This is a genomic window from Streptococcus sp. W151 (assembly GCF_053010205.1).
Genome location: NZ_JBRKNT010000001.1, coordinates 762952 through 782247, shown reverse-complemented (window position 1 = coordinate 782247; position 19296 = coordinate 762952). Strand labels below are relative to the sequence as shown.

The window sequence follows — 19296 nt, the reverse complement described above, 5'->3', positions numbered from 1 at the left end:
ATAGAAATCCTCCCGAAATGTTCATTTTTATGCTAAAATAGTACCATTGGAGGATTAATCGAAATGGTAAAACAACGTAATGAAATTGATGAAAAATACCAATGGGATTTGTCGACAATTTTTGCGACAGATCAAGCTTGGGAAGAAGAAGCAGCTAGCTTAGCTTCAGATATTAAAGCAGCTAGCCACTATGCTGGCCATTTGTTGGATTCAGCGCAAACGCTTTTGGAGACAACCAATGCTTATTTGGAATTGAGCCGTCGCTTAGAAAAGGTCTATGTCTATGCTCATATGAAAAATGACCAAGATACACGAGTGGCTAAATACCAAGAATACCAATCAAAAGGGATGTCTCTTTATAGCTTGTTAGGCGAAACTTTTGCCTTCTATGAGCCTGAGTTCATGGCCATTACAGATGAGCAGTACAAGGCTTTTGTGAGTGAGGTTCCAGCCTTGGAACAATATGGTCATTATTTTGATCGTTTGCTAGAGAAAAAAGAACATGTCTTGTCCCAAAAAGAGGAAGAATTACTTGCAGGAGCTGGTGAAATCTTTGCTGCTGGTGGGGAAACATTTGAAATTTTGGACAATGCAGATATTGTTTTTCCAACTGTGCATGATGACAAGGGTGAAGAAGTTCAATTAACACATGGAAACTATATTTCTTTGGTAGAGTCAAAAGATCGTGCCGTTCGTAAAGAAGCTTATGAAGGTCTCTACAAGGTCTATGAACAGTACCAACATACCTATGCAAAAACCTTGCAAACCAATGTAAAAGTTCACAACTTCAATGCCAAAGTTCGCAAATTCTCATCTGCCCGTGAAGCAGCCCTTTCTGAAAACTTTGTACCAGAAAGTGTTTATGATAGCTTGGTAGCAGCTGTGAACAAACACTTGCCACTTTTGCAACGTTATGTGCAATTGCGCTCAAAAATTCTAGGAATCTCAGACTTGAAGATGTACGATATGTATACGCCATTATCCGATACAGACTACAAGTTTACTTATGAAGAATCATTGGCCAAAGCAGAAGAAGTCTTGGCTGTTTTGGGTGAGGATTATCTTTCTCGTGTGAAACGTGCCTTTAGCGAACGGTGGATCGACGTGCATGTCAACCAAGGAAAACGCTCAGGTGCCTATTCAGGTGGTTCTTATGATACCAATGCCTTTATGTTGTTGAACTGGCAAGATACATTGGATAACCTCTTCACCTTGGTACATGAAACTGGTCATAGTATGCATTCTAGCTATACACGTGAAACTCAGCCGTATGTTTATGGAGACTACTCTATTTTCCTTGCTGAAATTGCCTCTACAACCAATGAAAATATCTTGACAGAACGTCTCCTAGAAGAAGTAGAAGACGATGCAACTCGTTTTGCTATTTTGAATCACTTCTTGGATGGCTTCCGTGGAACCGTCTTCCGTCAAACTCAGTTTGCTGAATTTGAGCATGCTATCCATAAAGCAGACCAAGAAGGTACTGTTTTGACTAGTGAATTCTTGAACAACCTCTATGCAGAACTCAATGAGAAATACTACGGTCTTTCAAAAGAAGACAACCCTGAAATCCAATATGAATGGGCTCGTATTCCTCACTTCTACTATAACTACTACGTTTTCCAATATTCAACTGGTTTTGCAGCAGCTTCAGCTCTAGCTGAAAAAATCGTTCATGGAACCCAAGAAGATCGTGACAAATATATCGACTACTTGAAGGCTGGAAACTCTGATTATCCACTCAATGTCATCCGCAAAGCAGGTGTGGATATGGAAAAAGAAGACTATTTGGACGCAGCTTTTGCAGTCTTTGAACGTCGTTTGAATGAATTTGAAGCCCTAGTAGAAAAATTAGGACTCGCATAAAATGGTAGAGTCTTATAGTAAAAATGCCAACCACAATATGCGCCGGCCAGTCGTTAAAGACGAGATCGTTGACTTTATGCGGACCCGTCAAAAGCCGGTAGCTGGTGCCTTGAAGGAATTAGAAGCATTCGCCCGCAAGGAAAATATTCCCATCATCCCGCATGAAACGGTAGCATACTTTAGACTACTCTTGCAAGCTTTACAACCAAAGAAAATCCTTGAAATTGGGACAGCAATTGGATTTTCAGCTCTCTTAATGGCTGAATATGCTCCCAATGCACAAATTACCACTATTGATCGGAATGAAGAAATGATTGGTTTTGCCAAGGAAAATCTGGCTAAATACGATCAGAGAAAGCAAATCACCTTGCTTGAAGGAGATGCTGTAGATGTCATACAGGATTTAACAGAGACCTATGACTTTGTCTTTATGGACTCAGCCAAGTCTAAATACATTGTCTTTTTGCCCCGCATTCTAGAACTCTTAGAAGTTGGAGGAATTGTGGTACTGGATGATATTTTCCAAGGGGGAGATGTTGCCAAAGACATCATGGAAGTTCGTCGTGGGCAACGAACCATTTACCGGGGGCTTCAAAATCTCTTTAATGCGACTCTCAATCATCCAGGTTTGACCGCTAGTTTGGTGCCACTTGGAGATGGTATTTTGATGATTCGTAAAAATGCAGAGACGGTAACCTTGCCAGATCCCAGCTCTTTTTAGGTAAATTTAAGGTATTCTCTCTAATTTGTGGTAAAATAGAAGAAGTTTAAAAAGGAACGGAGAATAATTTTCATGAAGAAAAAACTTGTAGCAGGTGCTGTGACCTTGCTATCAGTCGTAACGCTAGCAGCATGTGCCAATGGCACAAACAAAGACGTAGTGACTATGAAAGGGGACACGATTACAGTTTCTGATTTCTATGATGAAATCAAAACAAACCAAGGAGCTCAACAAGTTCTTTTCCAAATGACCATCAATAAAGTCTTTGAAAAAGAATATGGATCAAAAGTTTCTGATAAAGAAGTCGATAAAGAATTGGCTAAACAAAAGAAACAATTGGGGAAACAATTTGAAGCTTACTTGGCGCAACAAGGTTTGACGGAAGAAACAGCGAAGAAACAAATCCGTAGCAATATGTTGTTGGAATATGCAGTTAATCAAGCTGCTAAGAAAGATATCAAAGAGTCAGACTACAAGGCGGCTTTTGAATCTTACACACCAGAAGTAACAGCACAAATTATTAAGTTGGATTCTGAAGATAAAGCAAAAGAAGTGTTGGAAGCTGCTAAAGCTGAAGGTGCAGACTTTGCCCAAATCGCTAAAGACAATTCTACAGATACGGCTACAAAAGACAAAGGTGGCGAAGTCAAGTTCGATTCAGGAACAGCAGATATTCCATCTCAAGTCAAAGAAGCTGCCTTTAAGTTGGATGAAAATGGAATTTCAGATGTCATCACAGTTTCAGCAGGTCAAAACTATTCTGCTAGCTACTATATTGTCAAATTGAACAAGAAGACAGAAAAAGGTTCTGACTGGAAGAAATACGAAAAACGTCTGAAAGAGATCATTGTTGACGGTCGTAAGCAAGATACTAACTACATCCGTAGCATTATTGCAAAAGCGATGACCAATGCCAATATCAAGGTCAAAGATGATGCCTTCAAATCAACATTCAACCAATATTTGCAAAATATCGGTGTTGAAACAAGCGGTAGCAGCTCATCATCTAAAAAATAGTTGACGGTTCCTTTTGGAACTTGTATAATGAAATAGTTGAGAATAAATCATTGTTACTCGGAATCAGAGAAGTGGCGGGGGTGCGAGCCATGGAAGAGAAATGATTTTGCTACTCGGCTGAGACAATTGCATACAAAATGAAGAATGACAAGTTCATTGAATGAAGGTGGTACCGCGGTTTTTCGCCCTTCGTTTAGTGGCTTGTCTTTTGTTTGTGAATCGTTCTCTGAAGCTTTTCAAAGGAGATCAAAAGATGAGAACCTATCAAGTGAAACAAAAATTTCGATTGGGTGGCGAACGCTTCGATATCAAAGATGAGTTAGGAAATGTCGAATACCAGGTTGAGGGATCCTTTCTTAAGATTCCTAAGACCTTTACCATCTATGATCAAAATGGAGAAAAAGTTAGCTATATTACCAAAAAAACAATCAGCCTTCTTCCAAAATTTGAGGTTGAGTTGATGAATGGGGACCGCTTTTATATCTATAAAAAGCTGACGCTCTTCAGAGACAAATATGAAATCGAAGATTTGGGGCTTCGGGTGCAGGGAAATATCTGGGACCTGGAATTCAAATTGTTCGATGATCGGGATCAAATCGTCGCTGAGATTAGCAAAGAACTCTTTCATCTAACCTCTACTTATCAAGTATCGGTTTATGAGGATGAATACGCTGATTTAGTCATCTCACTGTGTGTCGCTATCGATTATGTCGAAATGTTAGAAGCAGGCGCCAACTAATCTTATAAAAATTAGGAGACAAATATGAAACAATTATCTAGTGCACAAGTCCGCCAAATGTGGCTTGATTTCTGGGCAAGCAAAGGCCACTCAGTAGAACCATCTGTTAGCTTGGTTCCTGTAAACGACCCAACCCTTTTGTGGATTAACTCAGGGGTTGCCACTCTTAAGAAATACTTTGATGGAACCATCAAACCTGAAAATCCACGGATTACCAATGCTCAAAAGGCTATTCGTACCAATGATATCGAAAACGTAGGGAAGACTGCTCGTCACCATACTATGTTTGAAATGTTGGGGAACTTCTCCATCGGGGATTACTTCCGTGATGAAGCCATTACTTGGGCTTATGAGCTTTTGACAAGTCCTAAATGGTTCGACTTCCCCAAAGACAAACTTTACATGACCTATTATCCAGATGATAAGGATTCATACAACCGTTGGATCGCTGTTGGTGTGGATCCAAGTCACTTGATTCCAATCGAAGACAACTTCTGGGAAATCGGTGCGGGACCTTCTGGACCAGATACTGAAATCTTCTTTGACCGTGGGGAAGCTTTTGATCCTGAAAATATTGGTCTTCGCTTGCTTGCAGAAGATATCGAAAATGATCGTTACATCGAAATCTGGAACATTGTCTTGTCACAATTTAACGCAGACCCTGCCGTTCCTCGTAGCGAATACAAGGAATTGCCACACAAGAACATTGATACGGGCGCTGGTTTAGAGCGTTTGGTAGCCGTTATCCAAGGGGCGAAGACCAACTTTGAAACAGACCTCTTCATGCCAATTATCCGTGAAGTTGAAAAGATGTCTGGTAAAACCTATGATCCAGATGGCGACAACATGAGCTTCAAGGTGATTGCAGACCACATCCGTTCGCTTTCATTTGCGATTGGAGATGGGGCTCTTCCTGGTAATGAAGGTCGTGGTTACGTTCTTCGTCGTCTCCTCCGTCGTGCTTCTATGCATGGTCAAAAATTGGGGATCGAAGGAACCTTCTTGTATAAATTGGTTCCAACCGTTGGGAAGATCATGGAAAGTTACTACCCAGAAGTACTTGAAAAACAAGACTTCATCGAAAAAATCATCAAGAGTGAAGAAGAATCTTTTGCTCGTACATTGAACTCTGGTCAACACTTTGCCCAAACCATCGTTGAAGACTTGAAAGAAAAAGGCCAAACGGTTATCGCTGGTCAAGATGTCTTCAAACTCTATGATACATACGGATTCCCAGTAGAATTGACAGAAGAAATCGCCGAAGAAGCTGGAATGACAGTCGACCGTGAAGGCTTTGAAGCAGCTATGAAGGAACAACAAGAACGTGCGCGTGCATCAGCTGTTAAAGGCGGATCTATGGGGATGCAAAATGAAACCCTTCAAAACATCACAGTTGAAAGTGTCTTTAACTACAATGCTAGTCAATTGCCTTCTAAGTTGGTGGCTATCGTAGCGGACAATGCTGAAGTAGAAGCTGTTTCAGAAGGAACTGCATCACTGATCTTTGCAGAAACACCTTTCTACGCTGAAATGGGTGGACAAGTAGCTGACCACGGTCAAATCTTGGATGCGGCAGGAAATGTCGTAGCGACTGTAACAGACGTTCAAAAAGCACCAAATGGACAAGCACTCCATACTGTTGAAGTCCTTGCTCCTCTTGCCTTGAACCAAGAATACACCTTGGCCATTGACACTAATCGTCGTCACCGTGTTATGAAGAATCACACAGCAACTCACTTGCTCCATGCAGCTCTTCACAATATTCTTGGTAACCACGCAACCCAAGCAGGATCTCTCAACGAAGTAGAATTCCTTCGCTTTGACTTTACTCACTTCCAAGCCGTAACTCCTGAAGAATTACGCGCTATTGAGCAACAAGTCAATGAGAAGATCTGGGAAGCAATCGCAGTAGAAACAATTGAAACAGATATCGATACTGCTAAAGAAATGGGAGCGATGGCCCTCTTTGGTGAGAAATACGGTAAAGAAGTCCGTGTTGTCACCATCGGTGACTACTCAGTGGAACTCTGTGGTGGTACCCATGTAGGCAATACTTCTGAAATCGGTCTCTTCAAGATTGTCAAAGAAGAAGGGATTGGGTCAGGAACTCGTCGTATCTTGGCAGTGACTGGCAAGGAAGCCTTCGAAGCTTATCGTGATCAAGAAGATGCTCTGAAAGCAGTCGCAGCAACCTTAAAAGCCCCTCAACTCAAAGAAGTCCCTCACAAGGTGGAAGGTCTTCAAGAGCAACTTCGTCAATTGCAAAAAGAAAATGCAGAATTGAAGGAAAAAGCAGCGGCTGCAGCAGCAGGTGATGTCTTCAAGAATGTTCAAGAAGCAAATGGTCACAGCTTTATCGCAAGCCAAGTTTCTGTATCAGATGCAGGTGCCCTTCGTACCTTTGCGGATAACTGGAAACAAAAAGACTACTCTGATGTGCTTGTTCTTGTCGCAGCCATCGGTGACAAAGTGAACGTCCTTGTAGCCAGCAAGACAAAAGATGTGCATGCAGGTAATGTGATTAAAGAATTGGCTCCAATCGTTGATGGACGTGGCGGTGGTAAACCAGACATGGCCATGGCAGGAGGAAGCAACCAAGCGAAAATCCAAGAATTGTTGGATGCAGTAGCAGGTAAATTGTAATAAACAGAAGAGGTTGGATGTTTGTCCGACCTCTTTTTTCTAAAAAGAAACATATCCAATCAGAAAAAATTGCAACAAAAAACCTTTCCATCTGGAAAGGTTTTTGTCTTATAGGCCGTAGTTGTAATCGTCATCCTGCATGGCTTCTACTTCACCGAGGAGGTAACCATTTCCGACTTGAGAGAAGAAGTCGTGGTTGGATGTTCCGGTTGAGATCCCGTTCATGACGATTGGGTTGACATCATCTGCTGAGTCTGGGAAGAGCGGATCTTGTCCCAAGTTCATGAGGGCTTTATTAGCGTTGTAACGAAGGAAAGTCTTGACTTCCTCTGTCCAGCCAACACCGTCATAGAGGCTCTCTGTATAGCCTTCTTCATTCTCATAGAGGGTGTAGAGTAAGTCATACATCCATTCTTTGAGTTTTTCTTGTTCCTCTTCTGGTAATTCGTTAAATCCGAGTTGGAATTTATAGCCGATATAGGTTCCGTGAACAGATTCGTCCCTGATTATCAACTTGATGATCTCAGCCACGTTGGCCAACTTGTTGTTTCCAAGATAGTAGAGCGGTGTGAAGAAACCAGAGTAGAAGAGGAAGGTTTCAAGAAAGACGCTAGCAACTTTCTTTTCTAGAGGAGTGCCATTGAGGTAGATTTCATTGATGATCTCTGCCTTCTTTTGAAGGAAAGGATTGGTATTGGTCCATTCGAAAATCTCTTCGATTTCTGACTTGGTATTCAAGGTAGAAAAGATGGAAGAGTAGGACTTAGCATGGACAGATTCCATAAATTGGATGTTGTTAAAGACAGCTTCTTCGTGGGGAGTACGGATATCTGCACGAAGAGCTTGCACACCCGTTTCTGACTGCATGGTATCCAACAGAGTCAATCCACCAAAGACTTTACCAACGAGGTCTTTTTCTTTATTAGACAACTTTCTCCAGTCATCCAAGTCGTTTGACAAAGGAATACGTGTATCCAACCAGAATTGCTCGGTTAGCTTTTCCCAAGTAGATTTATCGATGACATCCTCGATGGCATTCCAGTTAATGGCTTTGTAGTATGTTTCCATTTGCATCACTTTCTTTTTCTATTCATTCAATCGTTACTATTCTACCATAAATGGATAGAATACGCACAAAAAGTCGGCGAACCGACTTTTAATGGCGAACCTTGGGGCTGTCTTAGATGATACAGCTTTCACATTGGTTAGCACCGACTTCTCCACCATCATCTGTAAAGGTACGGACGTAGTAGATAGACTTGATACCCTTGTTAAAGGCGTAGTTACGAAGGATAGACAAGTCACGAGTGGTTTGTTTGTTTTCAGTTTTCCATTCGTAGAGACCTTTTGGAATATCGCTGCGCATAAAGAGGGTCAGTGAAAGACCTTGGTCTACGTGCTCAGTTGCAGCCGCATAAACATCAATCACCTTACGCATATCCATGTCGTAGGCAGAAGTGTAGTAAGGGATGGTTTCGGTTGATAAACCAGCAGCAGGATAGTAGATCTTTCCGATTTTCTTTTCTTGGCGCTCTTCAATCCGTTGTGTGATTGGGTGGATAGAAGCAGACACATCATTGATGTAGCTGATAGAACCATTTGGTGCAACAGCCAAGCGGTTTTGGTGGTAAAGACCATCTGCTTGAACTTTAGCACGCAGTTCTGCCCAATCCTCTGCACTTGGGATGAAGATATCTTTAAAGAGTTCTTTCACGCGATCAGATTTTGGTACAAATTCTCCACTTGTGTACTTATCGAAGTAGCTACCGTTGGCGTAGTCTGATTTTTCGAAGTTGTGGAAGGTAACGCCTCGTTCACGCGCGATGTTGTTTGATTCTACGAGAGTCCAGTAGTTCATGAGCATGAAGTAGATACTTGTAAACTCAACAGACTCCGGAGATCCGTATTCGATCAATTGTTGCGCAAGGTAGCTGTGAAGTCCCATGGCTCCAAGTCCAAACGAATGCGCCAGTTTATTTCCATGATCAATAGTTGGAACGGCCACGATATGGGAACTATCTGTAACGAAAGTCAAGGCACGAACCATGGCACGAATGGAACGACCAAAATCAGGTGAAGTCATCATGTTGACCACGTTGGTTGAACCAAGGTTACATGAGACGTCAGTTCCCATTTGGACAAATTCTTGGGCATCGTTGATCAAGCTTGGTTCTTGAACCTGGAGGATCTCTGAACACAAGTTACTCATGACGATTTTCCCATCAACTGGGTTTGCCCGGTTAGCAGTATCGATGTTGACTACATAAGGGTAGCCAGATTCTTGTTGCAATTTAGAAATTTCAGTTTCCAAATCACGTGCCTTGATTTTTGTCTTACGGATATTTGGATTAGCGACTAACTCATCGTATTTTTCAGTGATGTCGATGTAGTTGAATGGTACTCCGTATTCACGCTCAACAGAGTATGGGCTGAAGAGGTACATTTCTTCATTTTTACGCGCCAACTCATAGAATTTGTCTGGTACGACGACCCCAAGTGAGAGGGTCTTAACCCGAACTTTTTCATCGGCGTTTTCTTTCTTAGTAGAAAGGAAGGCAATGATGTCTGGGTGGAAGACGTTCAAGTACACCACACCAGCCCCTTGACGTTGTCCCAATTGGTTCGAGTAAGAGAAGCTATCTTCAAACAGTTTCATAACAGGTACGACCCCAGAAGCAGCTCCTTCATAGCCCTTGATCGGTGCTCCAGCTTCACGAAGGTTGCTGAGGGAGATCCCAACCCCACCGCCGATACGAGAAAGTTGAAGGGCAGAGTTGATAGAACGTCCGATTGCATTCATATCATCAGTTACCTGGATCAAGAAACAAGAAACCAATTCTCCACGACGGGCACGACCAGCGTTTAAGAAAGAAGGAGTAGCTGGTTGGTAACGTTGGTGGATAATTTCGTTTGCGATGTCTCGTGCGATAGCTTCATTTCCATCCGCAAAATAAAGAGCATTAAAGAAGACGCGGTCTTCCATACTTTCGAGATAGTACTCTCCATCGTTTGTTTTCAGAGCGTATTGGTTATAGAATTTATAAGCCGCCATGAAGGACTTGAATTGGAAGTTTTGGTCTTTGATAAATTGGGCCAATTCCTCTAAAAATTCAGGACGATATTTCTCGATAAAAGCTCTCTCAATGTAATTGTGCTCGAGAAGGTACTGAATCTTATCTGTAATCGAGTCAAAGGCTTTAGTATTTGGTACAACATTTTCTTTAAAGAAAGCATCTAAAGCTTCCTTATCTTTATGAAGCATGATTTGGCCGTTTACTGGACGGTTGATTTCATTGTTAAGACGAAAATACGTCACATCTTCAAGAGATTTTAATCCCATAATAATCCTTTTCTAGTTCAAAAAAATGAAGAGGAGAAGTCCTCTCTTTACAAGTAAAAAGTCTAGTGTTAGGTTGCTAACGCTAGACCCTATTTAAGCAAAATACTGTGTTTATTAAGAAAGTTTCTTCAACTTAGCTGGTTGAAAACCAGAAAATACTTCATCCGGTGTTTGAATAACTGGAGCAGCATTAAAGCCAAGGTTTTTAACATGTTCTACAAATTCTGGCTGTTCATCTAAGTTAATTTCGCGGTATTCCACGTGATTGCTATCGAGGAATCGTTTGGTCATTTTGCACTGAACACAATTATTTTTTGAATAAATGGTTACCATTTCTTTTTCGTTCTCCTATCGAAATATAAATCTGTAAACAGTATAAACAAAATCCAGCAACTTGTCAACAAAATAAAACTAAATATTGTGCAAAGAGATGAAATGGAGTTTTTAAAACACAATATATTGTGGTGGACGGAAATTGAGAAATTCCAAGAAATGGGACAGGAATAGGCTTTAAAGCATCTTTAATTAGTTATAATTTTTTGGGGAATCAATATCCTGTGGTTCAGTTGCTTCTTTTTATTTGAAAGCGGAGGAAAATGTTACTTTATAGTAGAAAATTGAAAAGATATTTTCTCCGTTCTTCAGTAGCTTCTTAGAATGTATCTAAATTGGGATTTTTCGCAGTCTTTTTCTGTAAGTCAGTAATAAAAATCTTGAAAAAAATTTCAAAAGATGATATAATACCAAATTGTAAGGGTTATCACATGTAACTCAAAACTAATTTTAAAAGGAGAGTCAAACTATGGCTTCTAAAGATTTCCACATCGTGGCAGAAACAGGTATCCACGCACGTCCAGCAACTTTGTTGGTTCAAACTGCTAGCAAATTTGCTTCAGATATTACACTTGAATACAAAGGTAAATCAGTTAACTTGAAATCAATCATGGGTGTTATGAGCCTTGGTGTTGGTCAAGGAGCTGACGTTGTAATTTCTGCTGAAGGTGCTGACGCTGATGATGCGATCGCAGCTATCTCAGAAACAATGACTAAAGAAGGATTGGCTTAAAAATATGACAAAAATGCTAAAAGGAATTGCAGCATCTGACGGTGTTGCCGTTGCTAAGGCATATTTGCTCATTCAACCAGACTTATCATTTGAGACTGTTTCAGTCGAAGATACAAGTGCAGAAGAAGCTCGTTTGGATGCAGCTCTTGAAGCTTCACAAAACGAGCTTTCTCTAATTCGGGAGAATGCAGTAGCAAGCCTTGGTGAAGAAGCAGCGCAAGTTTTTGATGCGCATATGATGGTTCTCGCTGACCCTGAAATGATTGGTCAGATCAAAGAAACGATTCGCACGAAAAAAATCAATGCAGAAGCTGGCTTGAAAGAAGTCACTGACATGTTTATTGCGATTTTTGAAGGAATGGAAGACAATCCTTACATGCAAGAACGTGCAGCAGACATTCGTGACGTGACCAAACGTGTCCTTGCCAACTTGCTCGGTAAGAAATTGCCAAACCCTGCTTCTATCAATGAAGAAGCAATCGTAGTAGCGCATGACTTGACGCCATCTGATACAGCTCAGTTGAACAAAAAATTTGTAAAAGCTTTTGTTACGAATATCGGTGGACGTACTAGTCACTCAGCAATCATGGCGCGTACGCTTGAAATTGCAGCAGTTCTTGGTACAAACAACATTACAGAACTTGTAAAAGATGGTGATGTTTTGGCTGTTTCAGGAATCACTGGTGAAGTCATCATCAACCCAAGTGAAGAACAAATTGCTGCCTTCAAAGCAGCTGGTGAAGCTTATGCAAAACAAAAAGCTGAATGGGCTCTCCTTAAAGATGCTCAAACAGTTACTGCTGATGGAAAACATTTCGAATTGGCTGCTAACATCGGTACACCTAAAGACGTTGAAGGGGTAAATGATAACGGTGCAGAAGCTGTTGGTCTCTATCGTACAGAATTCTTGTATATGGATTCTCAAGACTTCCCAACTGAAGATGACCAATACGAAGCTTACAAAGCGGTTCTTGAAGGTATGAACGGTAAACCTGTTGTCGTTCGTACAATGGATATCGGTGGGGATAAAGAGCTTCCTTACTTCGACCTTCCTAAAGAAATGAACCCATTCTTGGGTTACCGTGCTTTGCGTATTTCTATCTCTGAAACCGGTAATCAAATGTTCCGTACACAATTGCGTGCTTTGCTTCGTGCATCTGTTCACGGTAAACTGCGGATCATGTTCCCGATGGTTGCTTTGTTGACGGAGTTCCGTACGGCTAAAGGCATTCTTGAAGAAGAAAAAGCAAAATTGGTTGCTGAAGGAGTTGCGGTAGCAGATGATATCCAAGTAGGTATCATGATTGAAATCCCAGCTGCTGCAATGCTTGCTGATCAATTTGCTAAAGAAGTTGATTTCTTCTCAATTGGTACAAATGACTTGATCCAATACACAATGGCTGCTGACCGTATGAACGAACAAGTTTCATATCTTTACCAACCATATAACCCATCTATCCTTCGTTTGATCAACAACGTGATCAAAGCGGCTCACGCTGAAGGTAAATGGGCTGGTATGTGTGGTGAAATGGCCGGCGACCAAACGGCTGTTCCACTTCTTGTCGGAATGGGCTTGGATGAGTTCTCCATGTCAGCGACATCTGTCCTTCGTACACGTAGCTTGATGAAGAAATTGGATACAGCTAAGATGCAAGAATATGCCAACCGTGCTCTTACAGAATGTTCAACAATGGAAGAAGTGCTTGAACTTTCTAAAGAATACGTGAACGTAGACTAAGAATCAATCAGAGAGTGGGACAGAAATCGGTAATTCGTTAGAATTCGATTTCGTCTTCCCACCTCCGCACAGTTGAGTAGGGCTGTAAAAGCTGATGAAATCAGCGTAATAGAGCCCACTCAACCACTGCGTCTTGCTCGACACTCCAAAGAAAATTGAGAGGCTAGGACTTTTGTCCCAGCCTCTTTTTTTTATGATTTTTCTTCTTTGTTCATATAAATGTTCATTTTATTCGTAGTAAACTAGTTAGTAATAAAAATATTGATTCAAATGTTCGGTTTTTAATTTAAATTCCAAAGGATATATAGTATAATCGTAAGTAAGATTAGGAGGATAGCGAAGGAATGGAGTAAAAGGTTTGGAAAAGAAAATGAAAGAACTTTTCCTGATAAAATTACATGATTTTCTGGAATCAACTTGAAAACTAATTAGTTTTATAGTAAAATAGAAACATGTAGAAAACGCTTACAAAAACAAAAGAGGTGAGTATATGGATAGAAGTATAGACTTATGGACATTTGGAAGAGGGGATAATTTCCATCTTCAAGAGTATTTAGGTGCTCACAAGGAAACAAGGGGAGAACAAGAAGGGTATGCCTTCCGTGTTTGGGCTCCCAATGCCCAGGCAGTTGATCTGATTGGTGACTTCACTGATTGGGAAGCGCGGAAAATTCCAATGGTTCGTAATGAAGGAGGCGTCTGGGAAGTCTTCTGTACGGATGCAAAAGAGGGAGAGATATACAAATATTTGGTGACACGAAATAATGGTCATCAGGTTCAAAAAATTGATCCTCTAGCCTTATGGATGGAAAAACGACCAAATACAGGGTCTATCATTAAGACCATTCCGGAAAAGAACTGGAAAGATGGTCTTTGGAGAGCACGCCGAAAGAAACTTGGTTTTAAGGAACGACCTGTTAATATCTATGAGGTTCACGCAGGATCTTGGAAACGAAATGATGATTATAGTTCATATACTTTCAAACAACTAAAAGAAGAACTCATCCCTTATTTGGTTGAGATGAACTACACCCACGTAGAATTTATGCCAGTGATGGCCCATCCATTGGGATTGAGCTGGGGGTATCAACTCATGGGCTATTTTGCCCTCGAGCACACTTATGGTAGCCCAGAAGAATTTCAAGATTTCGTGGAAGAATGTCACCTCAACAATATCGGAGTGATTGTGGATTGGGTACCTGGCCATTTCATCATTAATGATGATGCTTTGGCATATTATGATGGAACACCAACTTTTGAGTATCAGGATGAACATCGGGCCCATAACTATGGTTGGGGAGCTTTGAACTTCGATTTAGGAAAGAATCAAGTACAGTCTTTCTTGATTTCTAGTTTAAAATTTTGGATCGAAACCTATCATTTAGATGGAATTCGGGTCGATGCTGTGAGCAATATGCTCTATCTCGATTATGATAGTGGTCCATGGACACCAAATATTGATGGGGGAAACCTCAACTATGAAGGGGTTCATTTCCTCAGACGTTTGAATGCGATTATCAAGAACGAACACCCAGATGTTATGATGATTGCAGAAGAAAGTTCTGCTGGTCAAAAGATCACAGGCCCTGAAGAAGAAGGTGGTCTAGGCTTTGACTATAAATGGAATATGGGTTGGATGAATGATATTCTCCGATTCTATGAGGAAGATCCCGTCTATCGGAAATATGATTTCAATCTAGTGACCTTTAGTTATATGTATGCATTTTCTGAGAATTTCTTACTACCATTTTCACATGATGAAGTGGTGCACGGTAAGAAGAGTTTGATGCACAAGATGTGGGGAGATCGTTACAATCAATTTGCTGGACTCCGTAATCTTTTAACCTATCAGATCTGCCATCCAGGTAAGAAATTGCTCTTTATGGGTTCAGAATTTGGTCAATTTTTGGAATGGAAGTCAGAGGAGCAACTGGAATGGGGTAATCTAGAGGATGAAATGAATGCTAAGATGCGTCGTTTCACTTCTCAGCTCAATCATTTCTACAAAGAACACAAAGAATTGTGGGAGATTGATGATAGCTTTGATGGCTTAGAGATTATTGATGCAGACAACCGAGATCAGAGCGTCTTGTCTATGGTCCGGAAGAATCGTAAAGGCGAGCTTCTAGTATGTGTCTTTAATATGGCACCAGTAGAACGCAAGGACTTTACGATTGGTGTGCCTGTATCAGCGGTCTATGAAGAAATTTGGAATACAGAATTAGAAGAATGGGGAGGTGTCTGGAAAGAGCACAATCCGACAGTTCAGTCTAAAGATGGACTGTGGAAGGATTATGAACAAACCTTGACCTTTACTTTGCCTGCTTTAGGAGCTAGTATTTGGAAGGTAAAACGCAAGGTGCGTAAGACAAAATCTAAAACATCAGATAAGAAATGACGATCGGTTGACTCTATGGGAGTCCAAGCTTTAAAAAGAGGAAGTAGTCAATGAAGAATGAAATGCTCGCTTTAATTCTTGCCGGAGGGCAAGGAACACGTCTTGGAAAATTAACCAAAAACATCGCAAAACCTGCAGTTCAATTTGGTGGGCGCTATCGTATTATCGATTTTGCTCTATCCAACTGCGCCAACTCAGGAATTCACAATGTTGGTGTGATTACACAGTACCAACCACTGGCCCTCAACAGTCATATCGGAAACGGTTCAAGCTGGGGCCTGGATGGAATCAACACAGGTGTTTCTATTTTGCAACCTTATTCAGCTAGTGAAGGAAATCGCTGGTTCGAAGGAACTAGCCATGCCATCCTTCAAAATATCGACTATATCGACAGCATTAATCCTGAATATGTGCTAATTCTTTCTGGTGACCATATCTATAAAATGGACTATGATGAGATGCTTCAATCTCACAAGGATAATAATGCGAGCTTGACCGTTGCAGTCCTAGATGTACCTTTGAAGGAAGCAAGCCGTTTTGGAATCATGAATACCGATGCCAATAATCGGATTGTTGAATTTGAAGAAAAACCAGCTGAACCAAAATCTACCAAAGCTTCCATGGGGATTTACATCTTTGACTGGGCTCGTCTCCGCAATATGTTGGTTGCTGCTGAAAAGAGCGATATCGATATGTCAGACTTCGGTAAAAATGTCATTCCAACTTATCTAGAATCAGGCGAAAGTGTTTATGCTTATGAATTCAATGGTTATTGGAAAGACGTTGGTACGATTGAGTCTCTTTGGGAAGCCAATATGGAATATATCGATCCAAATAATGCCTTGGATAGTCGCGATCGTCACTGGAAAATCTATTCACGCAACCTCATTTCTCCACCGAACTTTTTTGGGGAACATGGGCACATCGAAGATTCTCTTGTCGTCGACGGTTGTTTGGTAGACGGCACAGTCAAACACTCCATCTTATCAACAGAAGCTAAAGTTCGTGAAGGAGCAGTTGTCGAAGATGCTGTCGTGATGAGCAATGCCATTATCGGTAAAGGAGCTGTTGTGAAACGCGCGATTATCGGAGAAGGCGCAGTCATTGCAGAAGGTGTCGTGATTGATGGAACAGAGGAAGTACAAGTTGTCGGTTACAATGAAAAAGTGGGGGTAGCAACAGATGAAGATTGATAAATATTCAGCCATTTTAGGAAATACAGTTGGGTATCATGATATGTCCACTTTGACTAGCCATCGTCCGGTAGCATCCCTACCGTTTGATGGGAAATACCGCTTAATCGACTTCCCATTGTCTAGTCTTGCAAATGCTGGTATTCGTAGTGTTTTTGGGATTTTCCAACAAGAAAATATTAGTTCGGTCTTTGACCATATTCGTTCAGGTCGTGAGTGGGGCTTGTCTACTTTATTGAGCCACTATTACCTCGGAATCTATAATACTCCAGTTGAAAATACAACGGTAGGGCCAGAATACTACCAACAATTATTGACCTATTTGAAACGGTCTGGTTCTAATCAAACAGTTGCTTTGAACTGTGATGTATTAATGAATATTGACCTCAATCAGATTTTCCACCTTCATAATACCATTGATCGTCCGATTACAGTGGTTTATAAAAAGTTGCCTCTGCAAAACATTTCTGAAGTGAATGCTGTCTTGGAAATTGATGAAACAGACCATGTTACAGAGCAAAAACTTTTTGATGGTAAGAATCCTGATGAAGTCTACAATATGTCAACAGATGTCTTTATTGTAGATACTCCTTGGTTGATTGAAAAAATTGAAGAAGAAGCCAAGAAAGAATACCCACAAAAACTTCGCTATATCTTACGTGAATTGGCGGTAGAATACAATGCATTTGCTTTTGAGTATACAGGCTATCTAGCAAATATTCACTCAGTTGAATCCTATTATCAAGCAAACTTGGATATGTTGGAAAACCAAAAATTCATGAAGCTCTTTTCACCAAATCAAAAGGTGTATACAAAAGTGAAGAATGAAGAGCCAACTTATTATTCCAAGACTTCAAATATCAAATCGTCCCAATTTGCTTCTGGTAGTATTGTAGAAGGAACCGTTGAACGCTCTGTTGTTTCACGCCGGGTACACCTTCATGAAGGTTCAGAAGTCCGCAGTAGTCTTCTTTTCCCTGGTGTTGTCATTCATGAAAATGCAATCGTTGAACATGCCATCCTGGATAAGGGGGCCGAAGTGGCTGCTGGTGTGACGATTCGTGGGACAAAAGAAGCACCTGTCGTGGTTAAAAAAGGAACGATTGTTACAGAGGATATTGTCTAATGAAACTATTATTTGTTGCAGCTGAAGGAGCACCGTTTTCTAAAACAGGGGGGTTGGGAGACGTCATTGGCGCTCTTCCTAAATCCTTAGCTAAAAGTGGTCATGATGTGCGCGTGATCCTCCCATACTATGATATGGTAGAGGCCAAGTTTGGAGATCAAATCGAAGATGTCTTGCATTTTGAGACCAAAGTTGGCTGGAGAAGTCAATATGTGGGTGTGAAACGCATTGTGCGCGATGGAGTCACCTTTTACTTTATTGATAACCAACACTATTTCTTTAGAGGCCATGTGTATGGTGACTTTGATGATGGCGAACGGTTTGCCTTTTTCCAGCTCGCGGCCTTAGAAACGATGGAACGGGTTGACTTCATTCCAGATGTTCTTCATGCACATGATTACCATACGGCGATGATTCCTTTCTTGCTTAAGGAGAAATACCGTTGGATTCAAGCTTATCATGGGATTAAGACAGTATTGACCATCCATAATTTGGAATTCCAAGGTCAGTTTGACCCAGGAATGTTATGGGATCTATTCGGAGTGGGATTTGAACGCTATGCAGACGGAACGCTTCGGTGGAATGATTGCCTGAATTGGATGAAAGCCGGCATTCTATATGCTGACCGTGTGACAACCGTATCTCCTAGTTATGCACATGAGATTATGACTTCTGAATATGGTTGTGGCTTGGATCAGATCCTTCGGATGGAGTCTGGCAAGGTGACCGGTATTGTTAACGGGATTGATGCAGATCTATATAATCCTGAAACGGATCCGCTCCTGACGTATCACTTCAGTCTCTCAGATCTTTCAGGTAAAGCAGCTAGTAAACGAGCTCTTCAAGAACGTGTCGGTCTACCCGTTCGCGATGATGTACCTTTGTTTGGGATCGTCTCTCGTTTGACACGCCAAAAAGGTTTTGATGTTGTGGTAGAAGAGTTGCATCAACTCTTGCAAAAGGATATTCAGATTGTCTTGCTTGGTACAGGAGATCCTGGATTTGAAAATGCCTTTGCTTGGTTCGGTCAAGCCTACCCAGATAAACTTTCAGCTAATATCACATTTGATGTCCAATTGGCCCAAGAAATCTATGCAGCGTCAGATGTCTTCTTGATGCCAAGCCGCTTTGAACCATGTGGCCTTTCTCAAATGATGGCCATGCGTTATGGAACCCTTCCTTTGGTGCATGAAGTCGGCGGACTTCGAGATACGGTCCAACCGTATAATGTTGTTGATGGAAGTGGAACAGGCTTTAGCTTCAATAATTTATCTGGCTACTGGTTTAACTGGGCAGTTGATGAGGCTTTAGCTGTTTACTACAATGACAAACAGGCTTGGTATGGCCTGCAAGAACAAGCCATGACTCGTGATTTCTCATGGGATACGGCTAGTCAACGATACAACGATTTGTACCAGTCCTTATAAGTAAATCTAGTGTAAAAACGCC

14 protein-coding genes are annotated in these 19296 nt (G+C 41.2%); 11 read left to right on the top strand and 3 right to left on the bottom strand.

What is annotated here, in order from left to right; all coding sequences use genetic code 11:
- Window positions 1-63: 63 nt before the first annotated feature.
- The 5 genes from pepF to alaS all read left to right on the top strand — a co-directional run bounded on the left by pepF (window position 64) and on the right by alaS (window position 6986).
- Window positions 64-1866: an oligoendopeptidase F gene (pepF, locus tag ACVC7Q_RS03740; RefSeq protein WP_447264881.1), complete on the top strand. Its 1803-nt coding sequence runs from the start codon at window positions 64-66 to the stop codon at window positions 1864-1866.
- Between the two features lies 1 nt (window position 1867).
- Entirely contained in the window at window positions 1868-2587 is a 720-nt protein-coding gene (locus tag ACVC7Q_RS03735; protein WP_447264880.1) for an O-methyltransferase, read from the top strand.
- A 72-nt stretch (window positions 2588-2659) separates the two neighbouring features.
- Complete coding sequence (gene prsA, locus ACVC7Q_RS03730; protein ID WP_447264879.1) at window positions 2660-3604, top strand: peptidylprolyl isomerase PrsA; 945 nt, start codon at window positions 2660-2662, stop codon at window positions 3602-3604.
- Between the two features lie 253 nt (window positions 3605-3857).
- Window positions 3858-4343, top strand: a complete 486-nt coding sequence (locus ACVC7Q_RS03725; RefSeq protein ID WP_447264878.1) for an LURP-one-related/scramblase family protein — start codon at window positions 3858-3860, stop codon at window positions 4341-4343.
- Between the two features lie 24 nt (window positions 4344-4367).
- A complete protein-coding gene (gene alaS, locus ACVC7Q_RS03720; protein ID WP_447264877.1) occupies window positions 4368-6986 on the top strand; it encodes an alanine--tRNA ligase in 2619 nt (872 codons plus the stop codon).
- A gap of 108 nt (window positions 6987-7094) precedes the next feature.
- On the opposite strand, the gene nrdF is transcribed toward alaS, so the two are convergent.
- The 3 genes from nrdF to nrdH all read right to left on the bottom strand — a co-directional run bounded on the left by nrdF (window position 7095) and on the right by nrdH (window position 10659).
- Window positions 7095-8054, bottom strand: coding sequence for a class 1b ribonucleoside-diphosphate reductase subunit beta (gene nrdF, locus ACVC7Q_RS03715; RefSeq protein WP_003011591.1), 960 nt, complete (start codon window positions 8052-8054; stop codon window positions 7095-7097).
- A 112-nt stretch (window positions 8055-8166) separates the two neighbouring features.
- Window positions 8167-10326, bottom strand: coding sequence for a class 1b ribonucleoside-diphosphate reductase subunit alpha (nrdE, locus tag ACVC7Q_RS03710; protein ID WP_447264876.1), 2160 nt, complete (start codon window positions 10324-10326; stop codon window positions 8167-8169).
- A 114-nt stretch (window positions 10327-10440) separates the two neighbouring features.
- Window positions 10441-10659: a glutaredoxin-like protein NrdH gene (nrdH, locus tag ACVC7Q_RS03705; protein ID WP_003006408.1), complete on the bottom strand. Its 219-nt coding sequence runs from the start codon at window positions 10657-10659 to the stop codon at window positions 10441-10443.
- A 469-nt stretch (window positions 10660-11128) separates the two neighbouring features.
- Between nrdH and ACVC7Q_RS03700 the strand changes: the two genes are divergently transcribed.
- The 6 genes from ACVC7Q_RS03700 (at window position 11129) to glgA (ending at window position 19274) form a co-directional block, all read left to right on the top strand.
- Window positions 11129-11392 carry a phosphocarrier protein HPr gene (locus tag ACVC7Q_RS03700; RefSeq protein WP_003006411.1) on the top strand — a complete coding sequence of 88 codons (264 nt, stop codon included), beginning with the start codon at window positions 11129-11131 and terminating at the stop codon, window positions 11390-11392.
- A gap of 4 nt (window positions 11393-11396) precedes the next feature.
- Window positions 11397-13130, top strand: a complete 1734-nt coding sequence (gene ptsP, locus ACVC7Q_RS03695; protein ID WP_447264875.1) for a phosphoenolpyruvate--protein phosphotransferase — start codon at window positions 11397-11399, stop codon at window positions 13128-13130.
- Window positions 13131-13620: 490 nt separating this feature from the next.
- Entirely contained in the window at window positions 13621-15528 is a 1908-nt protein-coding gene (glgB, locus tag ACVC7Q_RS03690; protein ID WP_447264874.1) for a 1,4-alpha-glucan branching protein GlgB, read from the top strand.
- Between the two features lie 50 nt (window positions 15529-15578).
- Entirely contained in the window at window positions 15579-16721 is a 1143-nt protein-coding gene (locus ACVC7Q_RS03685; protein ID WP_447264873.1) for a glucose-1-phosphate adenylyltransferase, read from the top strand.
- Window positions 16711-17847, top strand: coding sequence for a glucose-1-phosphate adenylyltransferase subunit GlgD (gene glgD, locus ACVC7Q_RS03680; RefSeq protein ID WP_447264872.1), 1137 nt, complete (start codon window positions 16711-16713; stop codon window positions 17845-17847). The genes ACVC7Q_RS03685 and glgD overlap by 11 nt, the downstream gene beginning before the upstream one ends.
- Window positions 17847-19274: a glycogen synthase GlgA gene (gene glgA, locus ACVC7Q_RS03675; protein WP_447264871.1), complete on the top strand. Its 1428-nt coding sequence runs from the start codon at window positions 17847-17849 to the stop codon at window positions 19272-19274. Before glgD ends, glgA begins: the two co-directional genes overlap by 1 nt.
- The last annotated feature ends 22 nt before the right edge of the window (window positions 19275-19296 follow it).